Consider the following 18,867-nt stretch of genomic DNA (forward strand, 5'->3'; position numbering starts at 1 on the left):
CTTTCTAAGCCATCATATGGGATTATTTTTGGTAACCGCCTAATTGTTGCTCAGCTAGTGAAACTAGACGTTTAGTGATTTCACCACCAACAGAACCGTTAGCGCGAGCTGTTGCATCAGCTCCAAGTTGAACACCAAACTCTTGAGCGATTTCGTATTTCATTTGGTCTAATGCTGATTCAGCACCAGGAACCGCTAATTTATTTGTGCTACGTGACATGTTATATCACCTCCTTGTGAGTATAGAGTGTGATAAATAACATGACTTCATACACGTTTTAGATATGGTAATTTATGGTTTTAGAAAAGTTCTTCAAATTTTTCTTCTTCCGCCACTACTTCTACCGTTTGTAATACCATTGTTTCTTTGTTCGCTACAGCTTCATCGATCAATGGTGTGAAATCGTATTTCGCTTCAAAACGATTTGCTTTTTCACGTTTCGGCTTCGTCGCTGGGCTTGCTGGTGTGAATACAGTACAGCAATCTTCATATGGACGAATTGAAATATCATACGTGCCGATTTCTTCAGCGATTTTAATAATCTCTAATTTATCCATCGTAATAAGCGGACGAATAACTGGGTAGTTTGTTACTTCGTTAATCGTATGCATACTATCTAACGTTTGGCTTGCTACTTGTCCAAGACTTTCACCAGTCGTAATTGCAAGTGCGTTACGCTCCTCAGCAATACGTTCTGTAATACGCATCATCATACGGCGCATAACCGTCATTGAATAGCTAGATGGGATTTCTTTATTAATCGTTTTTTGCACTTCTGTAAACGGAACAAGGTGAAGCGTTACTCGTTTACAATACTTCGTTAACTCTTGCGCTAAATCGATTACTTTTTGTTTTGCACGCTCACTTGTGAAAGGTGGACTATGGAAGTGAACTGCTTCCACAGATACGCCGCGTTTCATCGTTAAGTAAGCTGCTACTGGGCTATCAATACCACCAGAAAGAAGTACCATTACTTTTCCGCCAACGCCAACTGGTAAACCGCCAGCTCCCATACGCTCATCGCACATGATATAGCTATAGCCACTGCGGATCTCTACACGTACATTTACATCTGGATTATGAACATCTACTGTAATATCTTCTGTATTTTCTAGAATGTGTCCGCCAATCTCAGGTAATAATTCCATCGTTCTCATTGGGAAATGCTTATAAGAACGGTGTACAGTAATTTTAAATGTTTTCACATCACCTTTTACTTGTAAGAAAGCTGCTAATGCACCTTCTTTAATGTCTTCTAATTCTGATGGTACTTTCATCGCTAAGTTAAACTTATGAATACCAAATACATCCTTCAATCTTTCAGAGACTGCTTCATGATCTTCACCATTTAACTGGATGTACATACGATCGTGTGTTGCATCGATTTTAATATTTGGGAATTTTTTCAGTTTGAACTTCACGTTATCTTTTAATGTGCTTACAAACTTAGAACGGTTCTTACCTTTTGTCGTCATTTCTCCGTAACGCACTAAAATATATTCATATTTCAACATAATTTCTTTACCTCATCACTTCATATAATTTTGGCATCGTCTCTTTTACAATACCTTCAAATTGTTTTACTTCTTCCATTGTGTTTTCTGGTGCCAAACTAATACGAATAGCGCTTGCAGCTGCTGCATGCGGCACTCCCATTGACACTAACACTCTGCTCACTTCATTTGCTTTTGAAGAACAAGCAGATTTCGTTGACACATATACACCGTGTTCTTCTAAAGCATGAACGACTACTTCTGGTTTTAAACCAACAAATGATACATTTAAAATGTGCGGTGCTGCATATGCAAGCGACGTGTTAATCGTTACATCTTCCATCTCTTTAAAGAAACGAACAAGCTCTGCTTGTAAACTTTGCAAATGAGCTACCTTTTCTTTCACTTGTTCCATTGTCATGCGAAGTGCTTTCACCATCGCTACAATGCCAGGTAAATTCTCTGTACCAGAGCGATACTTAAGCTCTTGTTGACCACCTGATAAAATCGGATCTAATCTTACGCCATCGCGTACATATAGAAGACCCGTTCCTTTTACACTGTGGAATTTATGTCCAGATATTGAGCAAAGATCAATATGAGACGCATATAAATCAAGCGGTACTTTCCCTATCCCTTGTACATGATCTACATGGAATCTTATTTTCGGATGATTCGATAATAACGTTCCAATTTCAGCAACGGGCTGAATTGCTCCAGTTTCGTTGTTCACATGAATAATTGACACAAGAATCGTATCTTCACGAAGTGCTCGTTTCACATCTTCTACCGACACAACACCATGCTCGTTAACCGGTAAATATGTTACATCAAACCCGAGTTCTTCTAATTGCTTATATGCCTCAAACACAGACGCGTGTTCAATATTTGTTGTAATGATATGTTTGCCGCGCGAACGATTCCTCATCGCTATCCCTTTAATCGCAAGGTTATTCCCTTCTGTTCCACCTGATGTGAAAATAATTTCAGAAGGTTTAACACGAAGAAGCTGCGCTGCAATCGTTCTTGATTGTGTTAATAGACGCTCTGCCTCTCCTCCAAGCGAATGAATAGAAGAAGGATTACCAAAATATTTCCCAGCAACCGTCACGTACGATTGAAGAGCTTCTGGATATGGCTTCGTCGTCGCACTATTATCAAAATAGATCATCGTTCTTCCCCTTTCAGCGCTATCACATCGTATAATCATATCATAAATACGTGTCATTACGCTAAGACTACGCAAAGGTTCCGTTTTATCTCGATTGGTGAAGGCTAATAATTGTCGAGGATGCCCTCCTATTACAGTTTCACTTTATCCCGCATGAACAGGCAATAAGACTCTCACCTCAAAATCCAGTTAGAGCAAAGAAGTTAGGTAGGAGTCGGGCTGTCCGTAAATGCCCGATTGGTGAAGGCTAGTAATCAATGGGGATGAATCCTCCTACTGATTACAGTTTCACTTTATTTTGAAACGAATAACCTTGCTGTATTCCGCTATTCATTATAGCAACATCGTCTGCAAAATTACACAAAAAAACAAACCCTTTTATGAAAGGGTTTGTTCATTGTCTACATATTCAGCTATTTTTTGAACAACGCCAGGTTCAAGTTGCTCTAATACTGAAGCCGCTTGTTCTAAAGCTGCATCATATTGATATTCACGGAATAATTTCTCAGCATAATTTAAACTTTCTGCTAGGTTTTCATCATGACTACGGTAACGGTTACCGTACTGAATTAATTTTTCCACTAAATATGCTTGTCCAATTAACTCTTCTGTCATTTCAGCCACACCGTTCACAGTTGTGTATGCTTCTTCTAAACTGCTATTTACAGCGTTCATATTTAACGGCTTCACTTCTAATTGTTCATATACAGCTTGCATTGCCATTTGCCCTCTTTTTAAATCTTCCATAATACTCTCTGGAAGACCTGGCAAATTCGACTTTTGCATAAAGCGTTTCGTTTCGAAAATAGTATTTCGCATTTCTTGTAACTTCTCACGTGCTTCAAATTCTTCTTTGCGCATCGCTTGCAGCATTTCTTTATATTCTGCATGAAGTACTTTTAACGTTTCACATTGCTCATAAACCTCTTCTAGTTCCTCACGAATAATAGAGAAGGCAATATCTTGTTCTGCAACGCGTAATTGTAGCATTTCAAAACGTTTCGTTAAAATGTGCATTTGCTTTTCAATTACTTTTTGAGACTCAATGTCTTTATCTTGTAACTGATAGCTTTGTTTCACAAGTTGTGTTTCTGTTTTCGTTTCAATCGTTTCGATACGCATTTCTTCTAAGTCATCGTAAACAGAAAGTGTTTTTTGCTCCACATAATGTCTCGCATGTACTTCTTGTTCCAATTGATCGTAGAAGCCATCTAAACGTGTTTTTAAATTTTCTACTTTTTCAGCCGCTTCTGTTATATGAAGCTCCTGTATATCCATTAAACATGTTTGTAGTTGTTTCGTCATATCGCGAACTTCTTTAGGGACTTCCAAATAATCTAATACATAACCTTGTCTTACCATATCATTATGTCCGTGTAATAAATCTTCCAGCTGAACTGGTAACGTCGCTTGACACTCTACCAATAAATCTGGAATTTGGTGAATAATGATTTCTAAATCTGCTAAACCTTCTTCCAAACTAATAACAATTTCTCTCGCTTTTAAATAGTCGCCATTGTTTGTTGCTTCTTCAAAGGTTTTAAATTTCTCAGATTCAGCGTCTAGCATCTCTTCGATTTTCTGCTCTGCTGCTCCATACATATGTCTATGAGCAAGAACACTCTTTTTCATACTACGATATGTATCACGTAACCCTTCAATTTCCGAGCTATTTTTCTCATGGCTTTCTAACAATTGCTGTAATTCATTTAAAACACCTGTAATACGATTATCAGCGTCATCTAAACCACTTATGGATTCGTTCATCGCATGCTTTGCTTTTCGGAAGGAGAATTGCGAGGCGAATTTTCGCGCTTGCGCTAAATCTTTGTCAGCTTTCGGAAGGGTTGTTGATACAATTTCATCCCATTCTTCACGCCATTTACCAAACAGTTCTTCTGTTTGACCCGTCATGTTTAAATCTTTTACCCGTTTTAGTTCATCTGCCACAGGTTTATCTTTTATCTCTTGTTTCCACTGCTCCAGTGCTTCAATATCTTTATATGAACGATTTCTTATCACAAGCTCTATCATGAGCAGCACTAGAATAGAGCTTACTACAATGATAACGATCGTCAGGATAGAATCCATGCAAAAAAGCCTCCTAGTTATATCTCTTTTTTTGTCCGTTCCGTTTATGAAATGGAAGGCATTATGTATAAAAAGGGAATTCCCCTATATTTAACAACTAACAATGTACTAATCATACCATGTAATGGTTTGTTTTTGACCTAGTTTTTTTTAAAATTTCATGTTTCTTTCAATGTGATTGTAATCTTTCTCAATATTCCGCCTACCTCACTCCCTATCCTCAAATGATTGTAATAACAAACAATCTTTCGTATGGGATACGAAATAAATTTTCCGCATGAGTGGTGGTTCAACAGAAATTACATGTACATTTCCTTGCCTTACAGACTGCTCTACTGCCCTTTCTGGAAGTAACGTGATACCAAGGCCAGCTTTTACCATTGCAAGCATCGGTTCTGCGTAAGATGTTTCCACAGCTATAGTTGGTTTTACACCTATTTCATGAAACATGTTCATAATCATTTTCCTTACATCACATATTTCTGGATATACAATTAATTTTTCATTGTGCAGCTCTTCTATTTGAATGACTATCTTCTCTTTGTACGGATGATTATTTGAAACGGCACAAACAATTTTCTCTTGTTGCACTTCTTTTATATACGTAGCACCTTCTACTACTGAATCGATGAACATCGCGTCAATCTCCCGCGCTTTAAATAAATCTCTTAATACTTCCGTATGCCCGATTTGCCATTCCACTTCGAACTCATCACCTAATATATTTTTACATTCTGATATGTAATGCTCCGCTAAACTCGGTAGTATACCAATTGAAAACTTCCGGTTCTCTTGATACCCCCTCATTTCTGTTTTCACTTCATTTATTTGCTCCAAAATCGGTAACATTCTTTTTATAAATAACTCTCCTGCCTCCGTTAACTCTACTCCTTGCGCAGAACGTTTAAGTAAAGTAACCTCTAAATCCGCTTCTAACTTTTGAATTTGTTTACTAAGCGCTGGTTGTGATATATGTAAAATCTTACTTGCCTTTGATAAACTTCGCGTATGCTTCACTTCAATAAACGATCGTACTGCCTCCAAATCCATCATACACACCTCTAACAAAAAGTTATAACCGTTATAAGAAATCGATATTTCCTCCTATAAACAATTACTCTTTATACTTATTTCATCAACTTACTATAACGAAATGTAAAGGGGAAAGATACTCTTGAACAAAAAACAAATGCTACTCGGATCCTTTCTATGCTTACTCGCCGTCACTGCCTGGGGATTTATGTTTCCTGTAATGGCAAGTGCTCTGCAATTTATCGATCCATTCTTCTTCACAACGCTTCGCTATGGATCAGCAGCTATTATTTTTCTTATTTTGCTATTAATTACTGAAGGAAAGACTTCACTCCGCTTAGAAAAAAGAACACTTTCTCTATTCTTTTACGGGACAGTCGGTTTCGCGGGGTATGGTTTTCTCGTTTTCTACGGACAGCAACTTGCCGGACCTTCCGGAGCAATCCATGCAGCTATGATTCAATCCCTTATGCCACTGATTGCCTTATCACTGCAATGGATAACCCAAAATCGCCGCCCACAAAACTATACATTCCTTTGTATGTTCGTTGCATTACTTGGTGTTATGCTTGTCATTTCAAAAGGAAATATTGAATTACTATTTGGAGCTGCAAGCCACTTATCAACAAATATATTGATGCTATGCGGCGTTACTTGCTGGGTCATTTATACAAACGGGGGTGCTCGTTTTCAATCTTGGTCACCACTTAGGTACACGACATTAACTTGTTTATTTGGCTCCATTTCACTCATCGTTATTGTTACTTTCTTAACGTACACAAATATAGTTACTATGCCGTCACTGCGTACAGTTGTGAGCGTTCGTTTTGAGCTCTTTTATATGTCGATTATCGCAGGCGTTATCGCTGTATTTTGCTGGAATATGGGAAATCGCTATATTTCATCTATTAACGGCATATTATTTATGAATTTAGTTCCTATCCTTGCACTGATCGGTTCTATCTTTCGAGGTTATACAGTCGATAAAATTGAAATCGCTGGAGCTGCATTAACAATTATAGCGCTATTATGTAACAATTTATGGCAAAGAAAAGTAAACATAAAAATCCCCACCTCAGTTCGTTAGGTGGGGATTCTTCACATATGAACAGCTCTTGGCCATTCATGGTACATATTCGCCTTACATAATGCTTGTTCCATCCATTGCTCAATCTCTTTCGTGTACATTTCTATGAAAAATGTCTCAGACGGGAAAGAATGCAGTACTTCTGATATATATTGTGGATATAAAAACGGCATATTTATCATACCTTTTAATTGCGTCATAAACATTGTAAATGATACTTTCTGAAATTCTTTTTTCATTTGTCCTTGTCTAATCATTTGTTCTATATAATATCTTTCTTTAGAAAAATAAACGGTCATCACTTCACGAATTAATGTCGTATCAAGCGAAAGCTCTCGGTAGAAGAAACGTGTTAGTTCTCTATTTTCAAATTGATATCGTAAAATCCCGCGCACCATTTGCACCATCACATCTTTAGCCGACAAATACTCTCTCTGTTCAAACGACATTTCAATCACATGAATATATCCTTCTAAAAAATCAGTAATAAGCTGTTCTAATAAACCTTGCTTCCCAGCAAAATAATATGAAATATTCGCTACATTCACATCCGCTCGCTTTGCAATGTCTCGCACCGATGTTCCATCATACCCTTTCGTATTAAACAACGATATTGCCGCATCAATTACTTTTTGTTTCGTCTGCTTCATGCGCTCACTTCCCCTCACTGAACAGCTATAGTTTAAATTTCTTGACTTTTAAGACAAATTCCTTTAATTTTCTATCGACAAAGTCATGTGAAATACATCGTATTTTGCTAATATTTTACACATCTCGATAAAAAAGGAGCTGTTTCCATGTTTACTAAAGAAAGTTATGCAGGATCTCGCGTGCAGCAATATGAGACAGTAATTAAACAACTGGATGCGTTATTAACTGGCGAATCAAACGTAGTCGCAAACTTATCAAATGCGTCCGCATTATTAAACCAATTTTTAGATCGCGTTAATTGGGTTGGCTTTTACGTAACAGAAGGAAATCAGCTTGTCCTTGGACCGTTCCAAGGAATGCCTGCTTGCGTACGCATTCCATTTGGACGAGGCGTTTGCGGCGTAGCAGCTGAAACGAAAACAACACAGCTTGTAGCAGACGTTCACCAATTCCCAGGTCACATCGCTTGCGATAGTGCTTCTAATTCAGAAATCGTTGTACCGATTGTGAAAGAAGGAGCTGTCATTGGTGTACTTGACATTGATAGTCCTGAAAAGAATCGTTTTGATGAAGTAGATCAGCGCTATTTAGAAAAGTTTGTGGAAACACTCCTAAAACATATGTAAAAAGAAAAGAGCGAGTTATCGATTTAGTACGCCCTGTACAAAACCGATAGCTCACTCTTTTTTCATTGATTTACAGTAGATATTTTCTTTAATGCCTGCTCTAAATCAGAAACGATATCCTCCCACGATTCTAAACCGACTGATAAGCGTATTAAATTATCGAAAATGCCCATTTCTTTTCTTAGTTCAGCTGGAATCGCAGCGTGCGTCATCGTTGCTGGATGCTGAATTAACGTTTCTGTATCTCCTAAACTCACCGCAATTGTAATAAAGTGAAGATCATTAATAAACGCTTGCGTCTCTTCTTTTCCGCCTTTTACTGAAAAAGAAATAACACCGCCCCCGCGTTTCATTTGACGAGATGCTAACTCCCCTTCTGGATACCAAACACCTTCTACCGCATCATGTTTTCTTAGGAACGATACAATTTTTTCTGCATTATCACAATGACGATCCATTCTTACTGCTAACGTCTTTAACCCGCGTAATAATAACCACGCATCAAACGGTGCCATAATACCGCCGATATCCTTTCGCATCAGGCGAATCTTTTCAGCTAATGCTTTCGTTTTACAAATTGTTACGCCTGCTACAACGTCACCGTGACCACCAATATATTTTGTCGCACTATGCACAACAGCGTCACAGCCAAGCTCAAGCGGTCTTTGTAAATAAGGTGAACAAAATGTATTATCAACAATAACAAGTAAGCCATTTCGCTTTGCAACCCGAATCACTTGTTTTAAATCAATTAATTTCATTGTCGGATTAATCGGTGTTTCAACGAAAATAAGCTTTGTATTTGGGCGAATTTTATTTTCAATATCAACCTCTGTCTCCATATCACAAAACGAATGCGTAATCATAAATTTTTCTTCTAACACTTCTAAAAAACCGTACGTGCATCCGTATAATCCATTTGAACAAATAATATGATCTCCAGCCTTTAAAAAACCGATTAAAGTCGCTGAAATAGCTGCCATACCAGATCCGAAGGCAAGTGCCTCTTCTCCTCCTTCTAACACCGCCATACGTTCTTCAAATAATTTCACAGTTGGATTTCCAAGCCGTGAGTAAATATAAGATGGATCCACTCCCGCAAAACTCGCCTCTCCTTGCTGCGCAGTCTCAAATGTAAATGTAGAAGTTTGAAATAAAGGTGGTGTTAAACTTCCTTTATGTTCCTCAGGTTTATAACCGTGATGAATTAACGCTGTCTCCATATGCTTCTTTTTCATAAAAACATCCCCCTTATGTTTTTATTGCCGCATATTCATCCATAAAAATTTGATGAACGTTTCCCTTCATTTTATGTAAGCGTTTTATTTGTGTTTCTATCTCTTCTTCTATATTGTTTTAAATTCCTTCTTATATTAATTTCCAAAATTTTTATGCATAAAACAAAAACGTACTTGCTTGACGAAACTCTGGGTAAAAGATATAATAGCGTTTGTGTAAAATAAAAAGGCAGCCTTGTAATGTGAGTTTATCGTTTGTATTTTGTTCCTCTACGGAGGTGTATCTCGTAACTCCCTGCTGCTGGAGCGAAGGTACATGAAAACAAAATGCCCGTAAATATCGATTACGTCTGTTTTTATTTTACGTAAATAAAAACATTTTTAAAGGAGGAGTCAACTATGGCTCGTTATACAGGTCCAGCTTGGAAACTGTCTCGTCGTCTTGGAATCTCTCTAAGCGGCACAGGAAAAGAATTAGAAAAACGCCCTTACGCACCAGGTCCTCACGGTCCTAACCAACGTAAGAAACTTTCAGAATACGGTTTACAATTACAAGAGAAACAAAAACTTCGTCACATGTACGGCATGACTGAGCGTCAATTCCGTCGCACATTTGACCAAGCAGGTAAAATGCCTGGTAAGCACGGCGAAAACTTCATGATCCTTCTTGAAGCTCGTCTTGACAACTTAGTTTACCGTATGGGCTTAGCTCGCACTCGTCGTGCAGCTCGCCAATTAGTAAACCACGGTCACATCATGGTTGATGGCGCTCGCGTAGATATCCCATCTTACCGTGTAAAACCTGGTCAAACTATCAGCGTTCGCGAAAAATCTAACAGCCTTGTTGTTGTTAAAGAAGCGATCGAAGTTAACAACTTCGTACCAGAATACTTAACTTTCGATGCTGACAAATTAGAAGCTACTTACACTCGTCACGCTGAGCGTTCTGAGTTACCAGCTGAAATCAACGAAGCATTAATCGTAGAGTTCTACTCTCGTTAATGACAAAAAGCCAATCCTGTGGATTGGCTTTTTTCGTTTATATATAAAATAAAATTATTTATTTTCCTCTTTCTGAACATATACATAAGCATCTTTCTGCTCTTTATGTACATCCACCTTCGAATTCTCTGCAAGCTGACCCGCATTTAGCAAAGAAAAAATAATGAGCGCTTCTAGTGACATTTTGTTTTACCACTCCTTTCTAGTTGTTATACATTTATCATACCGCTTACATGTGATTTCCGTATGAACTCGAAAAGGAGATTACAACAAAATGGTTACAAGCATATGAATGCACGCTATAATAACCATAAAATGGGAGGTGGATTCTTTTTGACAATAAATCAAATGGTTCAACTCGGAAGTTCATTTATGCTATTTATTACTTCCGCACTTATTAATTGGTATCAGGGAAGTAATTTAATAGATGATCCTGATGAATGGAAATATAGCGCTAAATTTACGAATTACTTTAAAGGTACCGTTTCAAATTACGAAGATATTTATCAAATCGACTTCTTTATATATGCAGCAAAATTTTATCCAACAGCATTTATCGTTATGCTAGTGAGTTTACTTTATATGCTCATATTAATTCTTTATATTCTATTCAAAAGAAAAGATGTGGCGTTTTAAATCCATACATAAAAACCCCGAATCATAAACTTTTCAGCCTACAATTCGGGGTACTATTTGTTTATATTCGTTTCGGATTAGTAACGAATTAAGAAATATTTCTTTTTACCGCGGCGAATGATTGTGAATTTACCTTCGATGCGGTCGTTTTCTGTTACAACGTAGTCTAATGCTTGTGTACGCTCACCGTTCACATAGATTGCGCCGTTCGTTACATCTTCACGTGCTTGACGTTTTGATGGAGAGATTTTGCTTTCTACAAGTAAGTCGATTAATACTGTATCTTCTGCAGTACGTTCTACAGATGGTACGTCTTTGAATCCTTGCTCGATTTCGCTTGCAGTTAGTTCTGCTACAGAACCGCTGAATAATGCAGCTGAAATTTTAATCGCTTGCTCTAATGCTTCTTCACCATGAACAAGTTTTGTCATTTCAGAACCTAACGCTTTTTGTGCTGCACGTTTTTCTGGTGCTTCAGCTACTTGTTTCTCAAGCTCAAGAATTTCTTCATGAGATAAGAATGTAAAGTATTTTAAGTATTTAACAACATCACGGTCATCTGTGTTAATCCAGAATTGGTAGAACTCGTAAGGAGTTGTTTTCTCTGGGTCTAACCAAATTGCGCCGCCTTCTGTTTTACCAAACTTCGTACCGTCAGATTTAGTAACAAGTGGAATTGTTAAACCGAATGCTTTCGCATCTTCTTCTGATTTACGGATTAATTCAAGACCAGCTGTAATGTTACCCCATTGGTCACTACCACCGATTTGTAGGCGGCACTTATGGTGTTGGTATAAGTTTAGGAAGTCGTATGATTGTAAAATCATATAACTAAACTCAGTAAATGAAATACCAGTTTCTAAACGAGATGCTACTGTATCTTTTGCTAACATATAGTTTAAACCGAAGTTTTTACCGATATCGCGTAAGAATGAAATGACATCTAAGTTACCAAGCCAGTCATAGTTGTTAGCCATTGTTGCTGGGTTGTCCACGTTTTCGAACTCTAAGAAGTTTGAAAGTTGGTTTTTAATGCTTTCTGTGTAGTAAGCAACTGTATCTTTCGTATTTAATGTACGCTCTGCTTTTTTACCACTTGGGTCACCGATCATACCAGTACCACCGCCAACAAGTGCGATTGGTTGGTGACCAGCTAATTGGAAACGACGTAACATTAATACTGGTAACATATGACCGATGTGTAAGCTATCCGCTGTCGGGTCGAAACCACAGTATAATTTAACGCTTTCTTTTTCTAATAATTGCTCAAGGCCCTCAGCGTCTGTTTGCTGATTAATTAGACCGCGAAATTCAAGATCTTGTAAAATACCCATATCCTACATACTCTCCTTTAAGTTCATTACTGGCGTGAAGGTTAAAAACATAAAAAAATCGCCCCTTCAAATAAGGGACGATTTTGATTATCGCGTTACCACCCTAGTTGCAGACCAAAAAAAGCCTACCACCTTATTTACATAACGGCTTAGCACCGTCTCTTCCCTTTTGAATACAATTCAATCGAAAAAAGATGCTCTAGGGGCGTAATTCGCGATCATCTATGTGCTGATTTTCACCGGCCATCAGCTCTCTAAAACAGGGAAATGATCACTACTTCTCCCTTTCCACGCTCAATTATTCATATACTTTTCTTTATACCATCATTTATATAGGCGTGTCAAATAGAGGTCAGGTTTCCCTTCTTGTCAATCCTTTACAACGTCGCAAGAAGTAATTTATTAGACATATAAAAGCCTCCCTCATCTATTCTTTCATAAATGTATACAGAAGAGGAAGGCACTTCGTTCAAATATTATTTTAGTTTTTTTATAATCTTTGCAGGATTCCCGCCAACTACTACATTATTAGGCACATCTTTCGTTACGACAGCACCAGATGCGATCACCGCATTGTCTCCAATTGTTACACCTGGATTAATAATTGCTCTTCCGCCAATCCATACGTTATCGCCAATTGTAACTGGTTTTCCGTATTCTGATCCGCTTATACGCTCTACTGGATCAAGCGGGTGCGTTGCTGTATAAATGTGAACACCTGGAGCTAACATACAGTTCACTCCGATTGTTACCGGGCATACGTCTAAAATCGTACAGTCAAAGTTCGCGTAAAAATTTTCGCCAACGTGAATGTTATAGCCGTAATCACATCTAAAAGAAGATTCAAGATGAATATTATCTCCTGTCGTTCCGAATAATTCTTTTACGATTTCGCTACGCTCTTTCAATTGCTCTTCTGGCGTATCATTTAATTTTCTCGTTAATATACGTGCTTGCTCTCTTTCTTGTACTAAAACTGGATCAGCCGGTATGTACATTTCTCCTAGTATCATCTTTTCCTTTTCTGTTTTCATCATACTATCCCCTTTAACTTATATATATGAGTTCATGATATCATAAAAAAGAAAGGCCTGAACATTTTTCGTTCAGACCTTTCTCTCTTAATCTTCCATCGTTGATAAGTCACCTGTTGGTAAATTCAGCTCCCACGCTTTTAATACGCGGCGCATAATTTTACCACTTCTCGTTTTCGGTAATTTATCTCTAAATTCAATTTGTCGTGGCGCTGCATGAGCTGCTAGGCCTTTCTTTACAAATTGACGAATTTCTTCTTTTAATTCATCAGATGGTTCGTATCCTGCTCTAAGTGCGATAAATGCTTTAATAATTTCGCCGCGCACCGGATCAGGAATACCAATTACACCAGCTTCTGCAACAGCAGCATGCTCGATTAATTTACTTTCTACTTCAAACGGACCAACGCGCTCACCTGACGTCATAATTACATCGTCAATACGTCCTTGGAACCAGAAGTATCCATCCTCATCCATATAGGCAGAGTCACCTGATACGTACCAATCTCCCGGCATGAAATAAGATTCATACTTTTGCTGGTTATTCCAGATCCCGCGCATCATAGATGGCCAACCTTTCGCAATTGCTAAGTTACCCATTGTGTAAGGAGGCACTTCATTTCCTTCATTATCAACAATCGCTGCTTTCACACCTGGAATTGGTTTACCCATTGAACCTGGACGGATTTCCATACAAGGGTAGTTACAAATTACTTGTCCACCTGTTTCTGTCATCCACCACGTATCATGAATACGAAGTCCAAATGCATTCATACCCCAGCGAATTACTTCTGGATTTAACGGCTCACCAACGCTTAATACGTGACGAACTTGTGATAAGTCATATTTTTTAATTGCGTCTTGTCCAGCTCCCATTAACATACGGAATGCTGTTGGTGCGCTGTACCAAACCGTCACACCGTAATCTTGCAGTGCTTCATACCAAGCTTCTGGACTAAAGCGTCCACCTAAAATAACGTTTGACGCTCCAACTAACCACGGTGCGAAAATACCGTAAGCTGTTCCAGTTACCCAGCCCGGGTCAGCAGTACACCAATATACATCGTCTTCTTTTAAATCTAATACCCACTTCGCCGTTTGATAGTGCTGAACCATTGCGTTTTGCGCATGAAGCACACCTTTTGGCTTACCAGTAGAACCAGACGTGTAATGTAGAATCAAACCGTCTTCACGGCCTAACCATTCAATATGTAATTCTTTTGAAGCTTGTTCAAATAACGGATTGAACGCTACCGTTTTACCGCCTTCTTCTACATTATCTCCAACAAGGAAAACTGTTTTTAAAGCCGGTAAATCATTTAATGGTACGCGCTCTAATAATTCAGGCGTTGTAATTAACACCTTTGCTTCGCTATCTTCTAAGCGATCGCGAACTGCGCCTTCCATAAATGCTTCAAATAGCGGTCCAACAATTGCTCCTAATTTCACTGCACCTAAAAGTGCGAAATATAACTCTGGAGAACGTGGCATAAAAATAAAAACGCGATCGCCTTTTTCTACATCGCCATAATTCTTAAGGACGTTTCCTGCTTTATTAGAAAAATCCTTCATTTCCTTAAATGTATATTTCTCTTTTCGCGATCCATCTTGATAATAAAGAGCTACTTTATTCTTTCGATCGGATTTCGCATGCTTATCAATTGCCTCATACGCCATATTTACTCGGCCTGTTTCATTCCAAGTAAAGTTTTTATTAACCTCTTCCCAGTTAAAATTCGCGTATGCCTCATCATAATTCGGCAAATTATTTTCTCCTTTAATGACAGGAAGCGTTTCTACTTTCATACTTTACATCCCCCTCCTATGTATTCTATTATCTATTATAATGACATTATTTAAAATTTTCAGTATATTTGTTGATTTTTAGACAAATTTTTAATGACAAATTTCGATTCACATCGCATATATTATAAAGTACGATATTAATAGATTCACAAACCCTCAAGGTGGTGAGCAATACATTGATTCATAAAAAAATATATAATGCTAGAAACTTAAAAACAGCGAAAGGCACTTTAATTATTGAAGGTCCTGTCTCTACACATAACTTAGAAATGTATGAGTTTCATCCAGACTTAATTGCGTTTCGTCCTGCCGAGCAACAATATAAAGCAATTGTCGAAATTTCTAAATTACCAGAAGCTCGTCTCATTATTGCTAGACATGACCAAACAATTGTTGGATATGTTACATACTTGTATCCTGATCCACTTGAACGATGGTCAGAAGGAAAAATGGAAAACTTAATTGAGCTTGGAGCAATTGAAGTAGTCCCAGCCTTCCGCGGGAGTTCTGTCGGAAAGAACTTACTAGAGGTTTCTATGATGGACGATTATATGGAAGATTACATTATATTGACGACTGAATATTATTGGCACTGGGATTTGAAACAAACAGGATTGAATGTGTGGGAATACCGAAAAGTAATGGAGAAGATGATGAATGCTGGCGGGTTACAATGGATGGCTACAGACGATCCTGAAATTTGTTCACATCCTGCCAACTGTTTAATGGTCCGCATCGGTAAACGCGTTGATACGGATTCTATTCAAGCTTTTGATCGTCTACGTTTTCACAATCGTTTTATGTATTAATAAAGGGGGCAACTGGAATGATTGTAGAAGAAATTATGAATCAAAATGTAGTTACATTACATCCAAACGATACAATCGAAACAGCAATCCGAACGATACGCACGAAAGGCATTCGGCACATTCCAATTGTCGATCAAAATAATCACGTCGTAGGCATTATTTCTGATCGGGATGTAAGAGATGCAAGTCCGTCTATTCTAGATGAACAAGTTTCACTCGATATGCTACAGCAACCTCTCGAACTTATTATGAAACATCCTGTTATGACTTGCCATCCTCTCGATTTCGTTGAGGAAATTGCTACTTTATTTTTTGAAAATAAAATTGGCTGTCTTCCTGTTACAAAGGCCGGGAAGTTAGTTGGAATCATTTCTGAATCTACAGTATTACACACGTTAGTAAAATTAACAGGAGCACATCAACCAAGTTCGCAAATTGAAATTCAAGTAAAAAACGAACCTGGTATTCTTGGAAAAGTCGTTGCTATTTTTAGTGATTTACAAATAAATATCGTGAGTGTTCTCGTCTACCCAGCAAAAGACGAGAATGATAAAGTACTCGTTTTCCGCATTCAAACGATGAATCCTCTAAAAGTGATTGATGCACTTGAAGCAGAAGGCTACCGCGTATTATGGCCAAACATCATGGGGATGCAAGCATGAGTAGCGCGTTTATTTATTCGGATGACTTTCGGGGCTATTCATTTAGCCCTGATCATCCTTTTAACCAACTGCGCGTCACACTTACGTATGATTTATTACAAAAGGGCGGTTTCATCTCTCCCTCTCAAATCATCTCACCACGGATGGCTACAGATGAAGAGATCGCCTACGTTCATACAGAGGAGTACATAAATGCGGTAAAACGTGCTGGAGAAGGAAAGTTAGAAAAATCAATTGCGATGACATATGGACTCGGAACAGAAGATACACCGATGTTCCCAAATATGCACGAAGCAAGCGCATTGCTCGTTGGTGGTACGTTAACAGCTGTCGATGCTGTTCTTTCCGGAAAAGTAAAACACGCACTTAATTTGGGCGGCGGCTTACATCACGGCTTTCGCGGCAAAGCATCTGGCTTTTGTATTTATAACGACAGTTCTATCGCAATGAAATATATTCAAAAGAAATACGGTTTACGCGTCTTATATATTGATACAGATGCTCATCACGGTGATGGCGTACAGTGGTCGTTTTATGATGACCCTAACGTATGCACAATTTCATTACATGAAACTGGTCGCTATTTATTTCCTGGAACTGGCGCTGTAAATGAACGCGGACAAGGTAATGGCTATAGTTATTCTTTTAACGTTCCACTCGATGCTTTTACAGAAGATGAATCGTTCTTAAAATCATATCGAACTGTTGTAAAAGAAGTTGCAGCGTACTTTAAACCGGATATTATTTTAACGCAAAATGGTGCTGACGCACATTATTATGACCCACTTACACATCTTTGTGCGACAATGAATATTTACCGTGAAATACCGAAGCTCGCTCGTGAAATTGCAAATGAATATTGCGACGGTCGCTGGATCGCTGTCGGTGGCGGTGGCTATGATCACTGGCGCGTCGTTCCAAGAGCTTGGGCACTCATTTGGCTCGAAATGAACAACATCCAAAACATCTCAGGTTATCTCCCTCCAGAATGGATTGAAGCTTGGAAAGGACAAGCAGAAACAGAACTTCCCCTCACATGGGAAGATCCAGACAACATGTATAAACCTATCCCCCGTAAACCAGAAATTGAAGAAAAAAACGCATTAACTGTAGCGAAATCCCTTGAAATTATTCGGAATAATATGACAAAATCTTTGTACTAAACGAAAAGGAGGCTCGTTTTTGAATAGCCTCCTTTTATTTATTGTCGGTTTCTGTCGGTAAGTCGATATATTTTAATAATCGCTGATATATTTCGAAATGCGCCGATATATTTTCATTTCATAACAGCCTGGCCCAACTTTTATGAGAAAAGGTAGTGATATTATGTGGAAACGACAAATGATCCACACGAAACGTGGTACATTTGAACTCTTTACAAAAGGAGATGGCGAATCGCTTTGTATTACACATCACTATTCACAATTTAATGAAACTGGTGATTACTTTGCGGATGTTTTTACTGCTACGCATCGTGTATTTCTCATTAATTTACGAGACGCTGGTAACTCGTTAAAAGCCAATTCAGAAAAAGAATTAAGCATGATTGAAACAATCCACGACTTGGAAGCCATACGAGAAGCATTACAACTTCCAACATGGCATTTCGCTGGCCATTCAACAGGTGGTATGCTTGGACTTTTATATGCAATTACATATCCACATTCCTTACAATCATTAGTCGTAGCAGGAGCTGCAGCAAGTAACTATACCGAAACACCATTCTGCATTTATCACCCAGCACATCCACAGTTTCATTATATGCAAAAACTCATCGAAAACTTAAAAAGCCCTCACCTTACAAATGAAGAACGGAAAGAACTATCTACTAAGAGAACAAAATTATCATTGTATAAACCAGAAAACTACAACTCTTATTTTTGTAAACCAATCAATAAAACAATGTCCATTAGCCGGATGAATGCTTTCGCCAATGAATATCCTTCATTTGATTTAAGAGAGAATTTACCTTCCATCCAAACAAAGACACTTATTATATGCGGAAGATATGATGTACAGTGCCCAATTCAATATTCTATCGAGATACATGATGGGATACGTAATTCTATCTTCATTCCATTCGAAAACAGCAACCATTATCCTTTTTTAGAAGAAGCTGCTCAGTTTACTTCTACTACTCAAACATTTTATAAATCGTTAGTACCATTATTATTAAGAAAACCTAAACACTGAT

At 38.1% G+C, this 18,867-nt stretch carries 19 protein-coding genes and 1 other annotated feature; of the genes, 8 read left to right on the forward strand and 11 right to left on the reverse strand.

Features of this window, described 5'->3' with window-relative positions; genetic code table 11:
- Positions 1-22: 22 nt before the first annotated feature.
- The 5 genes from ACTL4X_RS23465 to ACTL4X_RS23485 form a co-directional block, all read right to left on the reverse strand.
- Positions 23-220: an alpha/beta-type small acid-soluble spore protein gene (locus tag ACTL4X_RS23465; RefSeq protein ID WP_000091640.1), complete on the reverse strand. Its 198-nt coding sequence runs from the start codon at positions 218-220 to the stop codon at positions 23-25.
- An 80-nt stretch (positions 221-300) separates the two neighbouring features.
- Complete coding sequence (thiI, locus tag ACTL4X_RS23470; RefSeq protein WP_000922337.1) at positions 301-1,515, reverse strand: tRNA uracil 4-sulfurtransferase ThiI; 1,215 nt, start codon at positions 1,513-1,515, stop codon at positions 301-303.
- A gap of 7 nt (positions 1,516-1,522) precedes the next feature.
- Positions 1,523-2,665: a cysteine desulfurase family protein gene (locus ACTL4X_RS23475; RefSeq protein ID WP_000638992.1), complete on the reverse strand. Its 1,143-nt coding sequence runs from the start codon at positions 2,663-2,665 to the stop codon at positions 1,523-1,525.
- Positions 2,666-3,043: 378 nt separating this feature from the next.
- Complete coding sequence (gene ezrA / locus ACTL4X_RS23480) at positions 3,044-4,756, reverse strand: septation ring formation regulator EzrA (RefSeq protein WP_000377313.1); 1,713 nt, start codon at positions 4,754-4,756, stop codon at positions 3,044-3,046.
- Positions 4,757-4,963: 207 nt separating this feature from the next.
- A complete protein-coding gene (locus tag ACTL4X_RS23485) occupies positions 4,964-5,806 on the reverse strand; it encodes a LysR family transcriptional regulator (RefSeq protein ID WP_071740844.1) in 843 nt (280 codons plus the stop codon).
- 124 nt (positions 5,807-5,930) lie between these two features.
- On the opposite strand from ACTL4X_RS23485, the gene ACTL4X_RS23490 reads away from it, so the two are divergent.
- Positions 5,931-6,875, forward strand: coding sequence for a DMT family transporter (locus tag ACTL4X_RS23490; protein WP_061457762.1), 945 nt, complete (start codon positions 5,931-5,933; stop codon positions 6,873-6,875).
- A gap of 11 nt (positions 6,876-6,886) precedes the next feature.
- Here the strand turns inward: ACTL4X_RS23490 and refZ are convergent, their stop codons facing one another.
- Positions 6,887-7,525 (reverse strand): forespore capture DNA-binding protein RefZ, encoded by a 639-nt coding sequence (gene refZ / locus ACTL4X_RS23495; RefSeq protein ID WP_000814918.1) that lies wholly within the window; start codon positions 7,523-7,525, stop codon positions 6,887-6,889.
- Positions 7,526-7,672: 147 nt separating this feature from the next.
- Between refZ and ACTL4X_RS23500 the strand changes: the two genes are divergently transcribed.
- Positions 7,673-8,152 (forward strand): GAF domain-containing protein, encoded by a 480-nt coding sequence (locus ACTL4X_RS23500; protein WP_000494340.1) that lies wholly within the window; start codon positions 7,673-7,675, stop codon positions 8,150-8,152.
- A 62-nt stretch (positions 8,153-8,214) separates the two neighbouring features.
- Here ACTL4X_RS23500 and megL read toward each other — a convergent pair whose 3' ends face one another.
- Complete coding sequence (gene megL / locus ACTL4X_RS23505; RefSeq protein ID WP_086402157.1) at positions 8,215-9,390, reverse strand: methionine gamma-lyase; 1,176 nt, start codon at positions 9,388-9,390, stop codon at positions 8,215-8,217.
- A 399-nt stretch (positions 9,391-9,789) separates the two neighbouring features.
- Here megL and rpsD point away from each other — a divergent pair, with 399 nt between their 5' ends.
- Positions 9,790-10,392: a 30S ribosomal protein S4 gene (rpsD, locus tag ACTL4X_RS23510; protein ID WP_000135317.1), complete on the forward strand. Its 603-nt coding sequence runs from the start codon at positions 9,790-9,792 to the stop codon at positions 10,390-10,392.
- A gap of 54 nt (positions 10,393-10,446) precedes the next feature.
- On the opposite strand, the gene ACTL4X_RS23515 is transcribed toward rpsD, so the two are convergent.
- Positions 10,447-10,575 (reverse strand): hypothetical protein, encoded by a 129-nt coding sequence (locus tag ACTL4X_RS23515; protein ID WP_000050944.1) that lies wholly within the window; start codon positions 10,573-10,575, stop codon positions 10,447-10,449.
- A 105-nt stretch (positions 10,576-10,680) separates the two neighbouring features.
- On the opposite strand from ACTL4X_RS23515, the gene ACTL4X_RS23520 reads away from it, so the two are divergent.
- The gene (locus ACTL4X_RS23520; RefSeq protein WP_000994182.1) at positions 10,681-11,028 is read left to right on the forward strand and encodes a YjdJ family protein; all 348 of its coding nucleotides are present in this window, start codon (positions 10,681-10,683) and stop codon (positions 11,026-11,028) included.
- A 77-nt stretch (positions 11,029-11,105) separates the two neighbouring features.
- On the opposite strand, the gene tyrS is transcribed toward ACTL4X_RS23520, so the two are convergent.
- From tyrS to acsA, 3 genes are all read right to left on the reverse strand, one after another.
- A complete protein-coding gene (tyrS, locus tag ACTL4X_RS23525; RefSeq protein ID WP_000512076.1) occupies positions 11,106-12,362 on the reverse strand; it encodes a tyrosine--tRNA ligase in 1,257 nt (418 codons plus the stop codon).
- Positions 12,363-12,432: 70 nt separating this feature from the next.
- Positions 12,433-12,662: a binding site (T-box leader), on the reverse strand.
- 176 nt (positions 12,663-12,838) lie between these two features.
- Entirely contained in the window at positions 12,839-13,399 is a 561-nt protein-coding gene (locus ACTL4X_RS23530) for a maltose acetyltransferase domain-containing protein (protein WP_002026426.1), read from the reverse strand.
- Between the two features lie 84 nt (positions 13,400-13,483).
- Positions 13,484-15,202 (reverse strand): acetate--CoA ligase, encoded by a 1,719-nt coding sequence (acsA, locus tag ACTL4X_RS23535; RefSeq protein WP_000862049.1) that lies wholly within the window; start codon positions 15,200-15,202, stop codon positions 13,484-13,486.
- 176 nt (positions 15,203-15,378) lie between these two features.
- On the opposite strand from acsA, the gene acuA reads away from it, so the two are divergent.
- The 4 genes from acuA to ACTL4X_RS23555 all read left to right on the forward strand — a co-directional run bounded on the left by acuA (position 15,379) and on the right by ACTL4X_RS23555 (position 18,866).
- Positions 15,379-16,011 (forward strand): acetoin utilization protein acetyltransferase AcuA, encoded by a 633-nt coding sequence (gene acuA, locus ACTL4X_RS23540; protein ID WP_000581388.1) that lies wholly within the window; start codon positions 15,379-15,381, stop codon positions 16,009-16,011.
- A 17-nt stretch (positions 16,012-16,028) separates the two neighbouring features.
- Entirely contained in the window at positions 16,029-16,673 is a 645-nt protein-coding gene (locus ACTL4X_RS23545; protein WP_000634583.1) for an acetoin utilization AcuB family protein, read from the forward strand.
- Positions 16,670-17,836 carry an acetoin utilization protein AcuC gene (gene acuC / locus ACTL4X_RS23550; RefSeq protein WP_000092826.1) on the forward strand — a complete coding sequence of 389 codons (1,167 nt, stop codon included), beginning with the start codon at positions 16,670-16,672 and terminating at the stop codon, positions 17,834-17,836. Before ACTL4X_RS23545 ends, acuC begins: the two co-directional genes overlap by 4 nt.
- Before the next feature lie 142 nt (positions 17,837-17,978).
- Positions 17,979-18,866, forward strand: coding sequence for an alpha/beta fold hydrolase (locus tag ACTL4X_RS23555; RefSeq protein ID WP_137396700.1), 888 nt, complete (start codon positions 17,979-17,981; stop codon positions 18,864-18,866).
- Position 18,867 lies beyond the last annotated feature (1 nt).

Source organism: Bacillus sp. RE35 (assembly GCF_052146655.1).
Lineage (GTDB): Bacteria > Bacillota > Bacilli > Bacillales > Bacillaceae_G > Bacillus_A > Bacillus_A cereus.

Coding starts and splice junctions, on each gene's coding strand:
- ACTL4X_RS23465 (WP_000091640.1), bottom strand. CDS start 220: ATGTCACGTAGCACAAATAAATTAGCGGTTCCTGGTGCTGAATCAGCA.
- thiI (WP_000922337.1), bottom strand. CDS start 1,515: ATGTTGAAATATGAATATATTTTAGTGCGTTACGGAGAAATGACGACA.
- ACTL4X_RS23475 (WP_000638992.1), bottom strand. CDS start 2,665: ATGATCTATTTTGATAATAGTGCGACGACGAAGCCATATCCAGAAGCT.
- ezrA (WP_000377313.1), bottom strand. CDS start 4,756: ATGGATTCTATCCTGACGATCGTTATCATTGTAGTAAGCTCTATTCTA.
- ACTL4X_RS23485 (WP_071740844.1), bottom strand. CDS start 5,806: ATGGATTTGGAGGCAGTACGATCGTTTATTGAAGTGAAGCATACGCGA.
- refZ (WP_000814918.1), bottom strand. CDS start 7,525: ATGAAGCAGACGAAACAAAAAGTAATTGATGCGGCAATATCGTTGTTT.
- ACTL4X_RS23500 (WP_000494340.1), top strand. CDS start 7,673: ATGTTTACTAAAGAAAGTTATGCAGGATCTCGCGTGCAGCAATATGAG.
- megL (WP_086402157.1), bottom strand. CDS start 9,390: ATGAAAAAGAAGCATATGGAGACAGCGTTAATTCATCACGGTTATAAA.
- rpsD (WP_000135317.1), top strand. CDS start 9,790: ATGGCTCGTTATACAGGTCCAGCTTGGAAACTGTCTCGTCGTCTTGGA.
- ACTL4X_RS23515 (WP_000050944.1), bottom strand. CDS start 10,575: ATGTCACTAGAAGCGCTCATTATTTTTTCTTTGCTAAATGCGGGTCAG.
- ACTL4X_RS23520 (WP_000994182.1), top strand. CDS start 10,681: ATGAATGCACGCTATAATAACCATAAAATGGGAGGTGGATTCTTTTTG.
- tyrS (WP_000512076.1), bottom strand. CDS start 12,362: ATGGGTATTTTACAAGATCTTGAATTTCGCGGTCTAATTAATCAGCAA.
- ACTL4X_RS23530 (WP_002026426.1), bottom strand. CDS start 13,399: ATGATGAAAACAGAAAAGGAAAAGATGATACTAGGAGAAATGTACATA.
- acsA (WP_000862049.1), bottom strand. CDS start 15,202: ATGAAAGTAGAAACGCTTCCTGTCATTAAAGGAGAAAATAATTTGCCG.
- ACTL4X_RS23545 (WP_000634583.1), top strand. CDS start 16,029: ATGATTGTAGAAGAAATTATGAATCAAAATGTAGTTACATTACATCCA.
- acuC (WP_000092826.1), top strand. CDS start 16,670: ATGAGTAGCGCGTTTATTTATTCGGATGACTTTCGGGGCTATTCATTT.
- ACTL4X_RS23555 (WP_137396700.1), top strand. CDS start 17,979: ATGAGAAAAGGTAGTGATATTATGTGGAAACGACAAATGATCCACACG.